This window comes from Frankia sp. Allo2 (assembly GCF_000733325.1).
Classification (GTDB): Bacteria; Actinomycetota; Actinomycetes; order Frankiales; family Frankiaceae; genus Frankia; species Frankia casuarinae.
Map to the genome: position 1 here is coordinate 1 of NZ_JPHT01000013.1, position 18,710 is coordinate 18,710.

At 73.3% G+C, this 18,710-nt stretch carries 12 protein-coding genes and 1 pseudogene; 3 read left to right on the plus strand and 10 right to left on the minus strand.

From position 1 onward, the window contains the following. Together ALLO2_RS11150 and ALLO2_RS11155 are read right to left on the minus strand one after the other, a co-directional pair. Positions 1-852, minus strand: an 852-nt coding sequence (locus ALLO2_RS11150; RefSeq protein WP_035731815.1) for a serine/threonine-protein kinase, incomplete at its 3' end; no start/stop codon positions are given. A gap of 374 nt (positions 853-1,226) precedes the next feature. After that, positions 1,227-2,993 (minus strand): LppP/LprE family lipoprotein, encoded by a 1,767-nt coding sequence (locus ALLO2_RS11155; protein WP_023840780.1) that lies wholly within the window; start codon positions 2,991-2,993, stop codon positions 1,227-1,229. 585 nt (positions 2,994-3,578) lie between these two features. Here ALLO2_RS11155 and lat point away from each other — a divergent pair. The 3 genes from lat (at position 3,579) to ALLO2_RS11170 (ending at position 8,607) form a co-directional block, all read left to right on the plus strand. Continuing rightward, positions 3,579-5,003 carry an L-lysine 6-transaminase gene (gene lat, locus ALLO2_RS11160; RefSeq protein WP_084588402.1) on the plus strand — a complete coding sequence of 475 codons (1,425 nt, stop codon included), beginning with the start codon at positions 3,579-3,581 and terminating at the stop codon, positions 5,001-5,003. Then, positions 5,000-6,685: an aldehyde dehydrogenase family protein gene (locus tag ALLO2_RS11165; protein ID WP_023840779.1), complete on the plus strand. Its 1,686-nt coding sequence runs from the start codon at positions 5,000-5,002 to the stop codon at positions 6,683-6,685. Before lat ends, ALLO2_RS11165 begins: the two co-directional genes overlap by 4 nt. A gap of 254 nt (positions 6,686-6,939) precedes the next feature. Continuing rightward, the gene (locus ALLO2_RS11170; protein ID WP_201783441.1) at positions 6,940-8,607 is read left to right on the plus strand and encodes an MFS transporter; all 1,668 of its coding nucleotides are present in this window, start codon (positions 6,940-6,942) and stop codon (positions 8,605-8,607) included. A 58-nt stretch (positions 8,608-8,665) separates the two neighbouring features. On the opposite strand, the gene ALLO2_RS11175 is transcribed toward ALLO2_RS11170, so the two are convergent. The 8 genes and pseudogenes from ALLO2_RS11175 to ALLO2_RS11205 form a co-directional block, all read right to left on the minus strand. Then, positions 8,666-10,150 (minus strand): cyclopropane-fatty-acyl-phospholipid synthase family protein, encoded by a 1,485-nt coding sequence (locus tag ALLO2_RS11175; protein ID WP_051875088.1) that lies wholly within the window; start codon positions 10,148-10,150, stop codon positions 8,666-8,668. Positions 10,151-10,283: 133 nt separating this feature from the next. After that, positions 10,284-10,460 (minus strand): hypothetical protein, encoded by a 177-nt coding sequence (locus ALLO2_RS25560; protein WP_011437256.1) that lies wholly within the window; start codon positions 10,458-10,460, stop codon positions 10,284-10,286. An 8-nt stretch (positions 10,461-10,468) separates the two neighbouring features. Beyond that, positions 10,469-10,711 (minus strand): annotated as a pseudogene (locus tag ALLO2_RS11180) (PHP domain-containing protein); the annotation flags it as partial. 61 nt (positions 10,712-10,772) lie between these two features. Beyond that, entirely contained in the window at positions 10,773-12,386 is a 1,614-nt protein-coding gene (locus ALLO2_RS11185) for a pyridoxal-dependent decarboxylase (protein ID WP_023840777.1), read from the minus strand. An 884-nt stretch (positions 12,387-13,270) separates the two neighbouring features. Continuing rightward, positions 13,271-13,447 (minus strand): hypothetical protein, encoded by a 177-nt coding sequence (locus ALLO2_RS26380; RefSeq protein WP_023840775.1) that lies wholly within the window; start codon positions 13,445-13,447, stop codon positions 13,271-13,273. Positions 13,448-13,751: 304 nt separating this feature from the next. Then, positions 13,752-15,020 (minus strand): DEAD/DEAH box helicase, encoded by a 1,269-nt coding sequence (locus ALLO2_RS11195; RefSeq protein WP_035731820.1) that lies wholly within the window; start codon positions 15,018-15,020, stop codon positions 13,752-13,754. A 616-nt stretch (positions 15,021-15,636) separates the two neighbouring features. Beyond that, a complete protein-coding gene (locus ALLO2_RS11200; protein ID WP_051875095.1) occupies positions 15,637-17,217 on the minus strand; it encodes a glycosyltransferase 87 family protein in 1,581 nt (526 codons plus the stop codon). Between the two features lie 25 nt (positions 17,218-17,242). Then, positions 17,243-18,544 carry a DUF445 domain-containing protein gene (locus tag ALLO2_RS11205; protein WP_023840773.1) on the minus strand — a complete coding sequence of 434 codons (1,302 nt, stop codon included), beginning with the start codon at positions 18,542-18,544 and terminating at the stop codon, positions 17,243-17,245. Between the last annotated feature and the right edge of the window lie 166 nt (positions 18,545-18,710).

Here is an 18,710-nt window from a genome sequence, read left to right on the forward strand (position 1 = left end):
GAGGGCCAACGCCGCAGCCCGGTCGGCGTCGGCCGGGGTGCGGACCGCGGAGTCCGAGACCAGGCTGCGGACCAGTTCGGCGGCGCTCGGGCGCTCCTCCGGCCGACGCCCGAGCGCCGCGCGCACCAGCGGGGCGAGCTTCACCGGCACGCCGGCGATGTCGGGTGGTCGGTCCTCGCGCATCCTGGTCAGCACGTCGGACTGCTCGGAGGCGAACGGCGGATGTCCCGTCGCCGCGTACGTCACGCAGGCGCCCCAGGCGAACACGTCGGCGGGGGGCCCGGCCCGTTCCCCGCGCAGCTGCTCGGGCGCCATCCAGGCCAGCGTGCCAATGAGAATCCCGGTGCGGGTGTGGCTGGGGATCCCCGAGGCCCGCGCGATGCCGAAGTCGATGACCTTCGGGCCGTCCCAGGCCAGCAGGATGTTCGAGGGCTTGAGGTCGCGGTGCACCACTCCGGCGGCATGGATGGCGATCAGCGCGTCGGCGAGTCCCACGCTGAAGCCGTGCAGCAGCCGTTCCTCCAGCCGGCCGTGGCGCAGCACCGCGTCGGCGAGGCTGGTGCCCTCCACGTATTCGGTCGCCAGCCACGGCGACGTGGCCTCGGGATCGGCGTCGAGTACCGCCGCGACCGCCCGGCCGTGCACCCGGCGGGCGGCGGCCACCTCGCGGCGGAACCGTTCCCGGAATTCGGGGTCGTCGGCGAACCGGGCGTCGGGAACCTTCACCGCGGCGGCCCGGCCGTCGGCGNTGAAACCGAGGTACACGGTGCCCATGCCGCCAGCGCCGATCCGGTTGTGGATCGTGAACGGGCCGACGTGGCGCGGGTCGTCGTCAACAAGCGGGGTCAGCATCGTGCCGCCTGTCCTGATCGCCGCGTTCGGTTCCGCGTTCGGTTCCGCGTTCGGCCGTGAGACTCGGAATGCCGGGGCTCACCCGAAAGCTCACTCCTTCGTCGGCGGTGGGCACGGGCCGAGGCCCGATGGCCGCCGGCCCGCGCCGCACCGGTGTCCGTGGGTCGACGGCATTCACAGCGTCATTCACAGCGTCCACGGCATCCGCGACGTCCACGGCCCCGCGAGACCCCTAACCCTGAACCGTAATGCTTCCAGCGCAGCGATGTGCGGCTGGGCGCGGAGGCGGGCGCCTCGGGTCCGCCACCCGCCACCGCCATCCGCCACCCGCCATCCGGTACCGCCCGCCGCCACCCGGACCCCGGCGGACGGCCCTACCGTCGGCTGCCGGAGACATTCGGGTCGCTCGGCGGAATCTTGTCCAGGGTGGAGAAGATTGTGCCAGTCCAGCGGAAGCGGACGTCGGCGTGGCCCGACGGGGCATCGACCGGGTCCCGCGGGTCGTAGGTGGCATAGCGCAGCACGACCTCATGATCGTTGCGCTGGCGCTGGAGGGTGATGCGCGCGCTGGGTGCCTTCGTGTCCGTGCCACGGTACTCACCGTCGGCGAAGACGAAGGCGAGCTGCCGGGGGGTGTCCCCGGCCGGCTGGCCGGTGCCGATCACTACGTTCAGTCGCCGGTCGGCCGCGTAGGTGCTCATGTCCGGCTCATAGCCCTTCCGGCGCACCGTGGCGGCGGCGTCGGCGGCGGACAGCGTCGCCACCGTGGTCGCCACCGTGGTCGCCACCGGTGTCGGGCTCGCTGACGCCGACGCCCGCGCCCGCGCCGATGCGGGCCCGGTTGTGGCGGGCGGCGCGGCGGCCTGCAACGGACCCGTCGTCCCGGCGGCCTGCAACGGACCCGTCGTCCCGGCGGCCGTCCCCGCCGTCGCCAGCGGGTCTGGCGTCGACCCCGTGATGGTGGGCGTGTCGTCGCTACGGTTGAGCACCAGGGCCGCCGCGAGGCCCCCGCTGAGCAGCACCGCGAGCAGCGCGGCCACCGCCACGACGGCTCCACGCCGCCCGCCGCCCCCGCTCCCGCCTCTGCCCGACCCGACGCGCCACCCGTCGTCCTCCCAGCCGTCAGCGCCGTGGCTCACGGTCGGCGGGGCGGACGCGCGGTGGTGGGCGGACGCGCGGTGGTGGGCGGACGCGCGGTGGTGGGCGGGATCGGGACCGTAGCCGGCGTCGCGGTACCCCCCGTGGGGACCCTCGCCGTCCGGCGGGGTCGGCGGCAACGACCACCAGCGGGCCAGCGCCGTCTCGCTGGCCCGGTCCGATTCGGCGGGGGAGCGGACGTCGTGGCCGACCAGTCGGGCGAGCAGCTCGGTGGCGGCGGGGCGGCGCGCCGGCTCCTTGTCCAGGGCCGCCCGCACGACGCCGACCAGGGACGCGGGCAACCCGTCGAGGTTGGGCTCCGCGGTGAGGATCTGCAGGCCGATCGCCTCCGCCCGTTCGCCCCGGAAGGGGGGCCGGCCGGCGGCGGCGAAGGTGACGCAGGCCCCCCAGGCGAAGATGTCGGCCGCGGGTCCGGCCCGCTCGCCGCGCAGCTGCTCGGGCGCCATCCAGACCAGGGTGCCGATCAGCATTCCCGTCCGGGTGTGGCTCGTGTTGTCCCCGGCGCGGGCGATGCCGAAGTCGATGACCTTCGGGCCGTCCCAGGTGAGCAGGATGTTCGCCGGTTTGAGGTCGCGGTGCACCACCCCGGCGGCATGGATCGCGACCAGGGCGTCGGCCAGACCGACGGCGAGTCCCTGGACCAGTCGATCGTCGAGCTGGCCGCGGGTGGCGACCGCGTCCGCCAGGTTCCTGCCCTCGACGTACTCCGTGGCCATCCACGGCCGTTGCCCGGTCAGGTCGGCGTCGAGCACAGCGGCGACGGCGCTGCCCCTGACCCGGCGGGCCGCGTCGACCTCGTGCCGGAAACGGGACCGGAACTCGGGATCGTCGGCGAGTCCGGCCGACGGCACCTTCACGGCCGCAGGCCTGCCGTCGGTGCCGAAACCGAGGTAGACGACGCCCATCCCACCCGCGCCGATGCGGTTCGCCAGCCGGTAGGGGCCGATGCGTCGGGGATCGTCCGTGGTCAGGGGCGTCAGCACGCCGCTTGCCTTCTCTCCGTCGTCGGGTGTCGGGGTAGCCCGGGTGTCGGGGTGGCCCGGGTGTCGGGGTGGCCCGGGTGTCGGGGTAGCCCGGGTGTCGGGGTGGCCCGGGTGTCGGGGTGGCCCGGGTGTCGGGGTGGCCCGGGTGTCGGGGTGGCCCGGCGGTTCCGGCGCACCTCGCGACGGTGCGGGGTGGAGATGCGCCGATTGTCTCCCGTGCCGTCCCCTGCACTCATCTGACGGCGTTGCCTTCGCTCTGTGTCAAGTGTCCGCCACTTTATGTGTGCGGTGTGGTCGACGCGCCGCTCGCGGTGTGGTTGACGCGTCGCCGCTACGCCCTGACGACCTTCGCGCGAAGATTTGTCCAATGCTTGGTATGGAACGAAAGAATTAGAGGTTGTAGCGTAATCTTGCAGGGATATTTTCGTAAGAAGATCGACGTCGCCGAGACGGCTCGTGGGATGGCGACGGGATCCGGATGAAAGTGGTCCGGGGGAGGAGAGCGGGATGGTCGTCCCCTTGCGGTCAGCCCAGCCCTTGCGGTCAGCCCAGGTGTCTGCGTCCGGTGCCCGGTCGGCGGACGCGATGCCGGCGGAGGGGCTAGCGGCGGACGCAGTGCTGAGCACGCTCGGTCGTCACGTCCTCGTCGACGGCTTCGACCTCGTCTGCGACCTGGCGATGAGCCGCGGCAGCGTGCTCGTCGACGCCCGTGATGGGCGGCGCTATCTCGACCTCTACAGCTTCTTCGCCTCGGCGCCGCTCGGGATCAACCCGCCGGACCTCGTCAACGACGCGGGCTTCGTCGCCCGGCTGGGCCGGGTGGCGGTCAACAAGCCGGCGAATCCGGACGTCGCCACCGTCGCCTACGCCGAGTTCGTGCGGACCTTCGCCCGGGTCCTCGGCGATCCGCAGTTGCCGCATCTGTTCTTCGTCGAGGGCGGGGCCCTGGCGGTGGAGAACGCGCTCAAGTGCGCCTTCGACTGGAAGAGCCGGCACAACGCGGCACACGGCCGTCCCGCGGCGCTCGGCCGTCGGGTTCTGCACCTGCGGAACGCCTTCCACGGACGCAGCGGCTACACCCTCTCGGTCACGAACACCGATCCGGTCAAGACCGAGCGTTTCCCCGTCTTCGACTGGCCGCGCATTGACTGCCCGGCGATGATGTTTCCCTGCGTGGGGCCGGCCCTCGACGCCGTGATTGCCGCGGAACGTGTCGCGCTCGGCCAGGCCGAGGCCGCCTTCGCCGCCCATCCCCACGACATCGCCTGCTTTCTGGCCGAACCGATCCAGAGCGAGGGCGGGGACAACCACCTGCGGGCCGAGTTCTTGGCCGCGATGGCCGCGCTCTGCCGGCGCCACGACGCGCTGTTCGTGCTCGACGAGGTGCAGACCGGTGTCGGCGCCACCGGCTCGGCGTGGGCCTACCAGCAGCTCGGCCTGCGCCCGGACGTCGTCGCGTTCGGTAAGAAGGTCCAGCTCGGCGGGGTGATGGCCGGCCGGCGGGNCGACGAGGNCGCCGACAACGTCTTCCGCGTGCCCGGGCGGATCAACTCCACCTGGGGTGGTGGCCTGGTGGACATGGTCCGCGCCACCCGCATCCTGGAGATTATCGAGGCACAGGGGCTCATGGCCCGGGCCGGCGAGCTCGGCGTGGGCATGCTTGCCGGGCTGACGGAGCTCGCGGCCCGCCACTCCCGGCTGCTGCGTAATCCCCGTGGGCGCGGTCTGCTCTGCGCGGTGGACCTGCCGGGCAGCGCCGTCCGGGACGAGGTGCTGCGGCGGCTGCGGGTGCGCGAGGGAGTCCTCGCGCTGCCCGCCGGGGAACGGGCCATCCGGTTCCGACCGGCGCTGACGGTGAGCGCCGAGCAGCTCGCCGCCGGGATCGCGGCCCTCGGCCGGGTCCTCGACGGACTGCCGGGTGGTGGATTGGACGGGCTGGGCGGATCCGATGGGCCGGGCGGATTAGATAGGCCGGATGGACCCGGTGGACCGGATGGGGGATCGTCATGACGCTGGTACGGCCACGGCGGGTTGGTGCGCTCATTGGCGGACGTCCGCGGGACGGACGTCCGCGGGACGGGTGCGCGCCGCCCGGCGCGGCCGAAGCGGAGCTCACCCCGGTCCGGACGGTGCCCTCGACCAACCCGGCCCGGCTCGACGACGTGGTCGCCGAGGTCGAGCTGGCCGGCCCGGAGACGATCCTTGCCGCCGCGGTGGCGGCCCGTGACGCCCAGCGCACCTGGGCAGACGTGCCGGCCCCGGTCCGGGGAAGCGTGATCGGCAATCTCGGCCGGCTCGTCGCGGACAACGCCGCCGCGCTCGCCCGGCTCGTCACCCGGGAGATCGGCAAACCGGCGGCCGAGGCTCGCGGCGAGGTCCAGGAGATCATCGACACCTGCGAGTTCTTCCGCGGCGAGGGACGCCGGCTTTACGGCGAGACCGTTCCCTCCGAGATGCCGGACAAGCAGCTGTTCACCTTCCGGGAGCCGGTCGGGGTGATGATGGTGATAACAGCGGGGAACTTCCCGGTGGCGGTGCCGTCCTGGTACATCGTGCCGGCCCTGCTCGCCGGCGACACCGTGGTCTGGAAGCCTGCCGAGTACGCGGCGGCCTGCGCGCAGGCCCTGGTCGAGCTGATGGCCGCCGCCGGGGTTCCCGCCGGCGCGGTGAACCTCGTGCCCGCCGACGGCGCGGCGACGTCGCTCGGGCTGGAGCGGGCGCTGGCGGCCGGCGTCGTCGACAAGGTCGGCTTCACCGGATCCACCGAGGTCGGCCGGTTCATCGGCGCCCTGTGCGGCCGGTACCTGCAGTCGCCGTGCCTGGAACTCGGCGGGAAGAACCCGATGGTCGTTGCGCCCGACGCCGATCTCGACGCCGCCGTCGAAGCGGCGGTGTTCGCCGGGTTCGGCACCGCCGGGCAGCGGTGCACCTCGCTGGGTACGGCGATCGTGCACGAGTCGGTGCATGCCGAGTTCGTGCGTCGGCTCGACGCCGCCGTGTCCGCGGCGGTCGTCGGCGATCCGACCCGGGACGTGCTGTACGGGCCGCTGCTCGACGCCCGGTTCGCGGCCGGGTTCGCCGACCATCTCGACCTGATCCGGGACCATCACCGGATCTTCGGGTCCACCGCGGTGGGACGGATCACGTCGGCCGGTTTCGGGACGTCGGCCGGTTCATCGACGCCGTTGACACCGGCAGGGCCGGGAAGGTGGCCGGGCGGACCGCGTCGCGGCTTCGTCGGCGATCCCGACTCCGGGCTGTACTACCACCCGGTGGTGCTCGACGGCGTGCGCCCGGACGACGAGGTGTTCCGCGAGGAGACGTTCGGTCCGATCATCGGCGTTACCACCTACCGCAGCCTCGACGAGGCCATCGACCTGGCGAACCTGCCCGGCTACGGGCTGTCGTCGTCGATCTACACCGGCGATGCGGCGAGCGCGTTCCGGTTCCGGCGGGGGGTGCGGGCCGGGATGGTCAGCGTCAACTCCTCGATGTCGGGCGCGGAGGCCCACCTGCCCTTCGGTGGCAACGGGCGGTCCGGTAACGGAAGCCGCCAGTCCGGTCGCTGGGTCCTCGACCAGGTCACCCGATGGCAGTCGATGAACTGGGACTACTCCGGCAGGTTGCAGAAGGCCCAACTCGACACGGCCGTGCCCCCGGCCGACCTGTCCTTCCGCCTGTCGGACCCGTGACGTTCCGACTGAGACGGGTGCCGTGCTGCCGTGCTGCCGTCTCGCCGTGCTGCCGTGCTGCCGTCTCGCCTCATGGACCCGATGGGGTTTTCTCGACGATGCGGAACAACGCGGCTGGTCACGGCGGATCGGGGCGTCCGGAGGTTCCGCCGTCCCGGTGCGTTGTCGCATCTCGCCGCATCCAGGACTGGGCCCCGGCGCCGGGCGCCGGTCCGCGCCATAGTCGGCGCATGCCAGACCTGGTGATGCAACCGATGCCCGGGATGCGGCCGACCCCCGGCACACGACGGGCCGGCCGCCGGGAATGGGCCGGTCTCGCCGTACTCGCCCTGCCCTGCCTGCTGCTGTCGATCGACGTGACCGTGCTGTACTTCGCCCTGCCGTTCATCACCGCACGCCTCGCCCCGAGCGGCGCCCAACTGCTCTGGATCGTCGACATCTACTCCTTCGTGCTCGCCGGCCTGCTGATCACGATGGGGACGGTCGGCGACCGGATCGGGCGTCGCCGGCTCCTGCTCTACGGCGCGGCCGTGTTCGGAACCGCGTCGGTACTCGCCGCCTACGCCACCGGCCCGGTCATGCTGATCCTCGCCCGGGCGGCGATGGGCGCCGCCGGTGCCACCCTGATGCCGTCGACCCTCGGGCTCATCCGGGTCCTGTTCGTCGATCCGGACCAGAGGCGCGTCGCCGTCGCCATCTGGACGGCGAGCTTCTCCGGCGGTGTCGCGCTGGGACCGCTGCTCGGCGGCTTCCTGCTGGAGCACTTCTGGTGGGGTGCCGTCTTCCTGATCAATGTGCCGGTGATGCTCCTGCTGCTGGTGCTGGGTCTCGCGTTCCTGCCCGAGTTCCGGGATCCGCGTCCCGGCCGCTTCGACCTGACCAGCGCCGGGCTCTCCCTCGCCGCCGTCCTCAGCGCGGTCTACGGCATGAAGCGCATCGCCGAACACGGCTGGACCGCCGTTCCGATGACCGCCTTCGTCGTCGGTGTGATCCTGGGTGGCCTCCTTGTGGTCCGGCAGCGCCGGGTCGACCAACCGCTGATCGATCCGCGGTTGTTCGCGTCCCGTGCCGTGCGCACGGCGTTGGCCGTCAACGCCCTCGCCCTGTTCGCCCTCGTCGGGTTCAGCTTCTTCGCCACTCAGTACCTGCAGCTCGTGGCGGGCCTGACCCCGCTGGTCGCCGGACTGTGGACGATGTTGCCGGCGACCGCAATGATTATCTCTGTGCTGGCCGCCCCCCGGCTGCTGCGGCTGCTGCGGCTGGGCGGCGCGCTTGGCGCGGGGCTGGTCGTCACCGCGCTGGGATTCGGCATCGCCAGTCGGCTCGGCGTCTCCGGGGGTCTGCCGGTGCTGCTCGGCGCCTATGCCGTGCTGATCAGCGGGGTCGGTGTCGTCCTCACGATCTGCACCGACGTCGTGCTCGGCAACGCCCCACCCGAACGGGCGGGTTCGGCCTCCGCCCTGTCCGAGTCGGCCATCGAGTTCGGGGGCGCGCTCGGGGTCGCCGTTCTCGGCAGCATCGCCACCGCCGTCTACCGGAACGAGGTGCCGACGCGGGCACCGTCCGGCCTGCCCACGATCGCGGTCGACGCGGCGCGGGAGACCCTCGGCGGTGCGGTGGAGGTCGCCCACCGGCTCCCCGGCGGCCTCCACCCGGGTGGTCTTGGCGACATGCTGCTGCGGGTGGCACAGGAATGCTACGTCGACGCGATGTCGGTGACCGCCCTGATTGCCATGACGGTCATGGCGGTCACGGCCATCGCCGTCGTGGTGGTGCTGCGCCGGGACGCTGCGCCGTCGATGCCTGAATCGTCAACGGTCGGATCGTCAACGGCCGGGGACGCGGTCGCCGGGCGGGCCGAGAGCGTCGGCACCGAAGGGTCCGACCGTACGGTGGCGGACTCCGCCGCTCCCGGGGCATAGGCGTCGCTTCCGATCGTAGACGCCGCTCCCGGGCGGGCTCCCGGGCGGCATAGCCGGGTCAGCCGGCCGTCGACTGGCTCGGTGCGGTCGTGGGCGTCGGTGCGGTCGTGGGCGTCGGTGCGGTCGTGGGCGTCGGTGCGGTCGTGGGCGTCGGTGCGGTCGACTGGCTCGGTGCGGTCGTGGGCGACTCGAAGCGGGGCCGCAGGGGCATGCCGGCGGTGCCGGCGTCCGGCCGGACCGCGAGGGTCTGGTGGATCTGGGTCCGCCCGCTCTCGAAGCTCAGCGCCGATCCGGCCATGTAGAGCCGCCAGACGCGGGCCCGACCCGCCCCGACCATGCCGACCGCGGCCGGCCAGTTCTTCTCCAGCAGGCGTACCCAGGCCCGCAGGGTCAGCGCGTAGTGCTCGCGCAGGGACTCGACGTGGCGCGCCTCGAAACCGGCCGCCTGCATCAGGGAGACCATGACCCCGATCTCGTGTAGTTCCCCGTCCGGGAAGACGTAGCGCTGGAGGAAGTCGCGTCCCCTCGGCAACGGGACCGGGCCGAGGCCGGGCCGGGCCCGGCGGGCCCCCGCGGGGTCGCCGGGAAACGAGATGCCGTGGTTGAGCAGGCGCCCCCCGGGGCGCAGCAGCCGGTACAACTGGTCGAAGTAAGTCGGGAGCATCGCCCGGCCGACGTGTTCCACCATGCCGATGGAACTGATCGCGTCGAAGGGGCCGTCCGGGATTTCCCGGTAGTCCTGCAGGCGGATCTCGATGACGTCGGCGAGGTCCGCCTCGGCGACGAGGCGGCGGGCCTGCGTGGCCTGTTCCACCGAGATGGTCACCCCCACGCCGCGGACCCCGTGGTGGCGGGCGGCGTGGATCAGCATGCTGCCCCAGCCGCAGCCGATGTCCAGCAACCGCTCGCCGGGACGCAGGCCCAGCTTGCGGCAGACCAGCTCGTGCTTGGCGTTCTGGGCGGCGTCCAGGCCGACCTGCTCCGATTCCCACACCCCGCAGGAATAGGTCATCGTCGGGCCGAGGATGAGGCGGTAGAACGCATTGGACACGTCGTAGTGATGGGATATCGCCGCCGCGTCCCGGTCCCGGGTGTGCTGCCGGCCGCGCAGCCGGGCCTCCTCGGGCGGCGGGGCCGGCATGCGCGGGCCGAGTTCGCGCAGCAGGGTCGCGGCGGCGCGGGCGGTCGCGCCGGTCAGCCGCGAGCCGGCACCGGCGATGCCTCGGCGCACCGCGAGGGCGGCGAAGATGTCCCCCTCGACGTCGATCTCCCCGGCGACGAAGGCCCGCGCGAAGCCCAGCTCACCCGGGCGGAACAGAATGCGGCGCAGCGCCTCCGGCGAGCGGACCAGGATCCGGGTGGTGGTGTCCGGTCCCAGCACCGAGCCGTCCCACAGCGCGATCCGTACCGGCGGGTCGTCCCCNATCAGGCTCTCNAANAANANGCGCGTCGCCCGCGCCACGTTCGGTGACCACTGCGGCTCCCGGCGCGGAATGGTCGCTTCGGCAGGGTCGTGCTCCGCCGGCTGTCGACTGATCGTCACGGCGCATCCTCCGGTTGTTACCTGGGCTCATCGTCCCCCGGAAACCTGCTGCCGCAACGGTGTCGGGTGTTGCATGTCCGTATCCCCGACGGGATCCTCGGTAGCGGGAATGCTCCGGTCCGTCCCGCGCCGCTCAGGCCACGGCGGAGGCGCCGAGCAGGGCCTTGAGGTCGCCCATGAGGGCCGGAGTGCGCTGGACCGTATGCGCGTCGTCGAACCGGAACACGGTGGTGCGGCTCGCGGTCTGCAGCCGCAGGTGCACTTCCGTCCGCCCGGGAGGGGCGCCGAGAACCTCCCGCAGCCGCTCCACCGTCAGCGGCGCACCCGCTGCTTGAGCGGGCGGGATTCCGGCGCGACGTACGCCTCGCAGCCGATGATGGGCTTGACGCCGGCCGCCGTCGCCTGCTTGTGGAAGTCGTAGGCGCCGTACATGTAGCCGTGATCGGTGATTGCGACCGCCGGCATCTGCTGGCGGAAGACCTCTTTGAGCATGTCCTTCAGCCGAGCCGCCCCGTCCAGTGTCGAGTACTCGGTGTGAACGTGAAGGTGGACGGAAGAGTTGGACCGTCAGACCTTCCCGCGCGCGCGGTCCGGACACCTCCGCCGTCGTGTCTGCCGGGTACTACGAAGCGATACCGCCGCGGTGCGTACCGCCGCCGCTCGGCGCCGCCACGGTCGTCCCCCGCACGGTCGTCCCCCGCACGGTCGTCCCCCGCACGGTCGTCCCCCGCGCCTCGGCGACGGCGGCCTCGATCACCGCGATCGTCCGCTCCACCTCGCCGTCCGAGGTCGACCAGTTGCTTACCGAGATGCGCATCGCCGTGCGCCCCCGCCACACCGTGCCGCTCACGAACGCCTCGCCGCTCGCCGTCACCGCGGCCGTGACCGCCGCCGTCAGCCGGTCGCCCTCCGCCCGCCCGGCCGCCGTCCGGTCGCCCTCCTGGTCTGCCACCACCCGGATCAGCACCTGGTTGAGCTCCACGACGCGGCCCGGGCCGGCTGACCCGGCTGACCCGGCTGACCCGGCTGGGCCGGCCACCGAGTTCAGCACCGTCACCCCGGGAAGAGCGGCGAGCCGCACGGCGAAGCGGTTGGCATACTCGCAGCACCGGTCCACCAGATCGCGCAGCCCCGCCCGGCCGAGCGAGCGCAGCGCCGCGTATACGGCGAAGGCCCGTGCCCGGCGGCTGAACTCCGGTGTCCAGTCGACCGGGTCGAGCCGGCCGGCGGAGTCGAGGACGAAGTAATCCGCCGAGACCGACATCGACCGCCGGTGCGCCTCGCGGTCCGCGATGAGCGCGATCCCGCAGTCGTACGGGACGTTGAGCCACTTGTGGCCGTCGGTCGCCCACGAGTCGGCCCGCTCGACCCCGGCGACGAGGGCGCGCCGGGACGCCGCCGCCGACACCGCCGCCCACAGCCCGAACGCACCGTCCACGTGTACCCAGGCGCCGTGTTCGCGGGCCAGCGCGCACACCTCCTCGAAGGGGTCGAACCCGCCGGTGTTGACCTCCCCCGCCTGGGCGATCACGATCGTCGGCCCGCTCCCGCCGCTCTCGTCGGCAAGGGCCGCCCGCAGCGCCTCGGGGCGCATCCGCCCGAGTTCGTCGGCCTCGACGGCGATCGTCGCGCGGGTGCCGAATCCGAGCAGGCGCAACGCGGCGTCGACGGTGGCGTGCCGGGCGGCACCGACCAGGACCCGCACGGGCGGCGCCCCGGCGAGACCGTCCGTCTCGACATCCCAGCCGGCCCGCGCCAGCACCCGGTGCCGTGCGGCCGCCAGGGCGGTCACGTGCGCCATCTGGGTGCCGGTGGTGAACCCGACGGACACCCCCGACGGCAGGCCGAGCAGTTGCGCGATCCAGCGGCCGGTCAGCGCCTCGACGGCGCTGGCGGCCGGGGAGAGGGAGGCCAGGGCGGCGTTCTGGTCCCACACGACGGTGAGCAGGTCGGCGGCGAGCGCCGCCGGCAGGGTCCCGCCGACGACGTAGCCGAAGAAGCGGCCCGAGCCGGTCGCGGTGAGGCCGCCGGCCACCGCGTCGACCAGGGCGTCGATGACCGCCACCGGGTCGCTCGGGCCTGCCGGCAGCGTGTCGCCGAGCCGGCGGCGGACCTGCTCGGCGGTCAGGCTGGGGCCGACCCGACGATCGGCCAGACCCGCCAGGTAGGCGTCGGCATGCCCGGCGGCGGCGCGCAGTGCCGCGCGGAGCGCGTCAACGGGCGGCATGCCTCGCATCGGTGGATCTCCTCGTCCGAGATGGATGATCGTTCGCCAGCGGGTCCGATGCCCGGCGGCGTCAGTCGGCCGCCACCGCCGCCGCCGGGCGTGCGCCGCCTCCCGGCCCAGCCAGTCCAGCACCAGCTCGGCGGTGAGCCTTCGCCTCAAGCATCGGCATGTGGCCGAACCTGTCGAGGATCNCCNCCCGCCAGTCCGGGCGTTCCGCGGCGACATGGCGTGCCACGCCCACCGGGATCAGCCGGTCGGCGGAGCCGTGGACGAGCAGCGTCGGTTGCCGGACGGTGCGGACCATGTGCGCGAGCGAGGCCGGGCGCACCAGTGACCAGACGACCGAGCGCGCCGCTCCCACGTACGCCTGGTCCGCGCCGGGGATCCCGCCGCGCTCGCTCTGCGCGCGCACCATCGCCGCGATCGCCGCCGGCGGGACGCGGCCGGGGTCGGCGCAGAGCCGCCGCAGGTTCTCGTCGACGAGCTGGTGGGGGGTGTAGCGGCCGCGGCGGTACGCGAGGACCGCCGCGGCGAGGCGGGGGACCGGCAGACCGGGGNGAGCAGTGGGGCGAAGGCGAGCCAGGGGNGGTGGGAGCCGCCGAGACCGTGCGCGCACAGCAGCAGCGGGCCGTCGGGTGGCCCCCCCGAGGTCGACGTAGTGCACCGGCCCGTCCAGCTGGGCCCAGAACGACCGGTGGTTCTCCCGGCCGAACGGGTCCGCCGAAACCGGGGGTGTGGTCACCGGGGGTGTGGTGACCGAGGGGGCGGTCACGTCGCGGCTGCTCATGCTGTGACGGTAGGACGACGCTCCTCGTGGCCGACAGACCCGCCAGCGGTGAAGCCGACGGTGAAACAGCAAGGCCGGCCGCCCGACGGCGGCCGACCTCCAGAAGTCACAGTGACCGGGAGGCGCCGAGCCGGAGCCGGTTCGGGTTTGCGACGGACCCGAACGAGAATGTCTCCGTGGCCGGCTCGAAGACCTCCGCGCCGTCGAGGACGCCGGAGCCGGTCTCCCGCTGACCTGGTAGGGAAAGCCCCGGGACCAGGTGGGTCGTCTCATCCTGTTCCATGCGCAACGCTCCTTCCATCGTTACCGACACCTGTCCCTAAAACGGTATCGAGTGGACGTGGCGCGCAAAGTCTCCAAGTGATCCTGGTCACACCACAAATCCGAACGATGGCGATGCGTTGCGCCCTTCATTGGCCGTCGGATGGCCCTGGCATGCGCGGATCGTGCGCAGAGCATGCGCGAGCCGTTGGTCAGGCGCGTTCAACCGGCCAACCGGCCCGGTCGAAACCGGGGCCGGTCGGCCGGAGCCCGCGGCCGGGGCGGGACGTCCGGTCGGGCCCGCAGGGGCGCGCCGGAGCCGGCGGTCAGGCTGTCGGTGCCGGTGCGGTGGAGGCCGTTCCGGGAGCGGCGCCCCGGCGCGGCGGGCGGCCGTGCCCGGTCGCCGGCCGCCCGAACCGGTGCCCCTCTCGCCGGGCGGGCCGGTGCTCGTTGCCGCGAGGCGTACCGCCGCCGCGCGGTCCCCGCCCGCCGCCCGTGCGGGCTAGCGGGATCTCGTCCTTGCTGATCCGGGGCGCGGGCGGCCCGGCGAGCTCGAGCACGATCGGATCGTCGGCGGTCGTCGGGATCGGCCTCGCCTCGATCCCGACGGCGCGCAGCAGCCCGCGCACCTTGCCGCGTTCGGCGGGCAGGGTGACGAGCACGTCCGCACCGTCGGCGCCGGCTCGGGCGGTCCGTCCGCCTCGGTGCTGGTAGGTCTTGGCGTCCTCCGGCGGACCGAGGTGCACGACGAGCCGGATGCCGTCAACGTGGATGCCGCGGGCGGCGACGTCGGTGGCGACCAGCACCCGGTAGAAGCCGTCGGTGAAACCGGCCAGCGCCCGGGTCCGCGCCCCCTGTGGCATTCCGCCGTGCAGCGGCTCGGCCGGCACCCCGGCCCGGCTCAGCGACTCGGCCACCCAGTCGGCGTCACGCTGGGTGCGCACGAACACCAGGGTGCGCCCCGAGCCGCCGGCGAGCGCGGTCACCAAGGCGACCTGCGCGGCCCGGTCGACGGCCTCGAGCGCGTGCCGGGCGAGCGTGGTGACCTGGGAGACCTCGGAGTCCACCGCGACCAGGACCGGGTCGGGCAGGTAGTCGCGCACGAGCACCTCGACCTCCCGGTCGAGCGTCGCGCTGAACAGCAGCCGCTGCCCGTCCGCCGGAGTGGCGTCGAGCAGTGCCTTCACCGCGGGCAGGAAGCCGAGGTCACACATGAAGTCGGCCTCGTCCAGGACCGTGATCTCGATCCCGTCCAGCACGCACGCGCCGCGCTCCACCAGATCGGTGAGCCGACCCGGGGTGGCGACGACCAGGTGCACACCGCGGCGCAGCGCGGAGATCTGCCGGCTGATGGACGTCCCGCCGTACACCGGCGCGAGCCGGAGGTTGAGCGCCTTGGTCAGGGGCTCAAGCGCGTCGTTGACCTGCTGGGCCAGCTCGCGGGTCGGCACGAGGACGAGCGCACGGGGCCGGCGGGGCTGGGCCGGCCCCTGGCCGGCCAGGCGGGCGAGCAGCGGCAGCCCGAAGGCGAGCGTTTTGCCCGAGCCGGTCCGGGCCCGGCCGAGGACGTTCTCCCCGGCGAGGACGTCGGGCAGGGTCGATGCCTGGACTGGGAACGGGGCGGCGATGTCCCGGTCGGCCAGCGCCTTGATAAGCCGGCGGGGCAGGCCCGCGGCCTCGAAGGACTCGGCCGGCGGCCGGGGCTCACGCGTGGTGATGGTCGGTCCGGCCGGGCGCGCCGGGCCACCGGAACGGGAGCCGCTGTACCGCGGGCCGCGCCCGCCGGCGCCGCGGCCGCCACCCCGGGCCCCGCCACCGCCCGGACCGCCGCGGCCCCGGGCCGGGCGAGGCTGGCGCTGCGGGGCGTGCGACTGCTGGGAGCCGGGGGACTGCTGGCCCGGGTGGGACTGGGAGTTTCCGTACTGAGACAGAGGATCCGCCGATCAGGTCAGGGCCGCCATGGGTCCACCCGGACTGGATGAGGTGTCCCACACCAGTCCGCGTATCGTCCGGAGGCCGGGGGTACGGCCGGGTTTCGCGACCGGACCCACCGGCGGGTCATCCCCGCTAGGGCGCTCGCACCGACCTCGCACACCCGACCGTTCGGCCGGGCGCGGACGGCCTTGCAAGCCGTCGTTCTGTTCAAGGTACATCGCCGTTCCGCCACGCGGAGTGTGAGAGACGCCGATCCTGCGGCTGTACGTCTCGGGCTCACCCGCTGGTTCGTCCCGGGTTGCTCTTTCGGGCGAGCGGGTCGCCGGCCGCGGTGCGCAGTCCCCGGTCGCGGGCGGTGACGTGCCCGGCCCAGGCCACCAGGGTGACGACGCCGACGAGTGTCCCGTAAGCACCCACCACCCGCCCGGCCGCGCTGTGCCCCGCCGCGAGATTCACCACCGCGTCACCGAGCCCGAACACGACCGCGAGCCCGAGCCCGACCGCGAGCCTGAGCCTGGCGGGCGTCGCAGCCCGCCCGCCCGCCGCCGCGACGGTCCGTCGCCGGGTGGCCGACGGCCGCGACGTCCGACCGGCGTGCAGCGAGCTCAGCACGAGTGGCCCGAGGATCGCCGTGACAGCCAGCAGCTCCATGGTGGTGCTGCGGTGGGGCGTCACGAGGAACCAGGAGCTCACGGCGAACGCGGCGGTCGGACCGGGGGAGACCGGCCCCACGCACGTGGGTGGTTCCACCGGAGTGCCCGATCCCGCGGCGGTGCCCGGTCTCACCGGAGTGCCCGATCCCACGGCGGGGNCCGGCCCGATGGGGGCACCGGATCCGACCCGGCAGCCCGGTCCGACCCCGGCGTCCGCGAGGCTTGGACGAGGCGCGCTGAGTACGAGCAGCGGTGCGACCAGCAGGAGAAGGTAGTGGCTCCACACGATCGGGGAGGCGAGGATCGCGGCGGCGACGGCACCGGCGAACAGCAGCCGTTCGTCGTGGCCCCGCCGGGTGGCCGCCCAGCAGACCGCGAGGACGGCCAGGGCGCAGAGCCGGGCGATCGACGCGGCGGCCTCCATCGCGACACCGATGTTGACAAGCAGGCCGGTGAGGCTGAGCCCGTTCGGGGCCTCCGCCCGGGCGAGCGCGTCCAGCATGCCGACGTAGGTCGCTGTTCCCACCGGGCTGAGCAGCTCACCGGCCAGGAACAGGGCGCCGAGACCGGCGAGGGCCACCATCCAGGCCCGCAACCGGCGGGCGAGCAGCAGCCAGAGCAGCAGCGGCGCGAGAAACAGCTTGCTGTAGACGAGCAACGCGACGACGCCGCCACAGGTCCAGGGCCGGTCGCGTCGTTGCCAGGCCAGTGCCAGCCCCGCGAACAGCAACGCGTTGAGGGTGCCCATCTGCAGCCCGATGATGGTGCACGACGGGGCGATGACCAGCGCGTACACCCGCCAGTCCCGGGCGCCGGCGAGGTGGGTCCCGCCGAGCAGGGCGAGCACGGATCCCGCGACGAAGATGTCGTCCGCATGTGCCAGGCAGGACAGCGGCGCGAACGGCATCGCCGTGAGGTAGGGGTAGACGAACGCGAAGCCGGAGTACACCGCACCCGTGCCGGGGGCGGGATAGGGATCGAGCCCGTGCCGCACGGCCGCGCCGGCCCGCAGGAAGACGTCGACGTCGTAGTGGCCGATCCGGGTGATCAGTCCGAACCAGACCAGCATGATCAGTCCGACGACCGGCAGGGTGGGCCGACCGGGTGGCGTCGGCCATGACAGTCCCCGGACGAGCTGTCGGTTATCCGGGCCGGGCCGGCTCCCACGCTCGTCGCCACGGCGATCGTCCTCGTTGCCCCGCATGCTTCCCTCAGCTCCACCCGTTGCGTCAGAAGGCGAGTTCGGTGACCAGGTGGATGATCAGTCCCACGAGGGCGCCGACGACGGTGCCGTTAATCCGGATGAACTGCAGGTCGCGACCGACGTGCAGCTCGATGCGCCGGGAGGCCTCGTCGGGCTGCCAGCGGCCGACAGTATCTCCGATGACCGCGGCGATGTCGTCCTTGTGCCGGCACACCACGCGGGTGGCCGCGTTCGCCACGGTGTGGTCGACGGTGCGCGCCAGCTCCGGATCGGTGGCGAGCTGGGCGCCGAAGGCCGCGAGTTCGTCGGTCGCGCGGACCCGGGCCGTGCTGCCCGGATCGGAGGCAAGATCGAGCAGGATGCTCTTCGCCGTGGCCCACATGGCGGAGATCACCCGGTCGACCTCGGGATGGGCCAGGAGCCGGTACTTGATCTGCTCGACCTGCCGTCCCAGCGCCTCGTCGGTGCGCAGCCGGCCGGCGAAGCCGCGCAGGAACGCGTCCAGGGCGCGGCGTGCCCGGTGCTCGGGGTCGGTGCGCAGCGCCTCGGTGAAGCGCAGCGCCTCGCTGTACGCCTTGGCCGCGACCGCCTCGTCCAGCCACTTCGGAGACCAGCTTGGTGCCCGCTCCTGCACGGTGCGGGCGAAGACCTCCGGGTTCTGCTTCAACCACGTCTCGGCCTCGGTGACGATCACGTCGACCAGTCGATGGTGCAGCCGGTCCTCGACCACCCGTTCCAGCGCCATTCCGAGAGCCCCGGCCCAGGGCCGTTCGACGACGCGGGGCAGCACCGCCTTCTCGACGAGTTCGCGGACCAGGTCGTCGTTCATCCCGGAGAGCACCGCGATGAACCGCTCCGCCGCCTCGGTCGTGACCCGTTCGGCGTGCGACGGCTGGCGCAGCCAGGCACCGACCCGGGCGGACACTCCGATGCCGTCGATCTTCTCCCGGATCACGTCCTCGGCGAGGAAGTGGGTGCCGACGAAGTTCTCCAGACTCCGACCAAGCGCGTCCTTACGTCGAGGAATGATCGCCGTGTGCGGGATCGGGAGGCCGAGTGGGTGGCGAAACAGCGCGGTCACCGCGAACCAGTCGGCCAGTGCGCCGACCGCGCCCGCCTCGGTGGCCGCGGCCACGTACCCGATCCACCCCGGGCCACCGTGGGCCTGCCAGCGGGCGGCGAGGAGGTAGATCGTCACCACCGCGGCAAGCAGGCTGCCGGCGATGAGCCGCATCCGGCGAAGCCCGCGGCGCAGGCCCACCTCGTCGGTGGTGCCGCGCGCGAAGCCAGCCGACACCGGCCCGGAGACGCCCTCCGGATCGTTCATCGCCGCCCGTTCGGTCGGCAGCCCGTCCCGCCGCCCACTGAGATCCTCCTGCTCGTTCCGCCAGCCGGATCGGCGCGGACCGACCAGGCTGGCGGGCGAGCCTGGCGGTGCCGGACGCGGCGATCCTCGGCCACCTTATGCGGGAGCACCGCCCATCCGGACCGGC

Excerpts from the sequence above, each read along its gene's own strand:
- ALLO2_RS11165 (WP_023840779.1), top strand. The coding sequence starts at position 5,000 with ATGACGCTGGTACGGCCACGGCGGGTTGGTGCGCTCATTGGCGGACGT.
- ALLO2_RS11170 (WP_201783441.1), top strand. The coding sequence starts at position 6,940 with ATGCCCGGGATGCGGCCGACCCCCGGCACACGACGGGCCGGCCGCCGG.
- ALLO2_RS11185 (WP_023840777.1), bottom strand. The coding sequence starts at position 12,386 with ATGCGAGGCATGCCGCCCGTTGACGCGCTCCGCGCGGCACTGCGCGCC.
- ALLO2_RS26380 (WP_023840775.1), bottom strand. The coding sequence starts at position 13,447 with ATGGAACAGGATGAGACGACCCACCTGGTCCCGGGGCTTTCCCTACCA.
- ALLO2_RS11205 (WP_023840773.1), bottom strand. The coding sequence starts at position 18,544 with ATGAACGATCCGGAGGGCGTCTCCGGGCCGGTGTCGGCTGGCTTCGCG.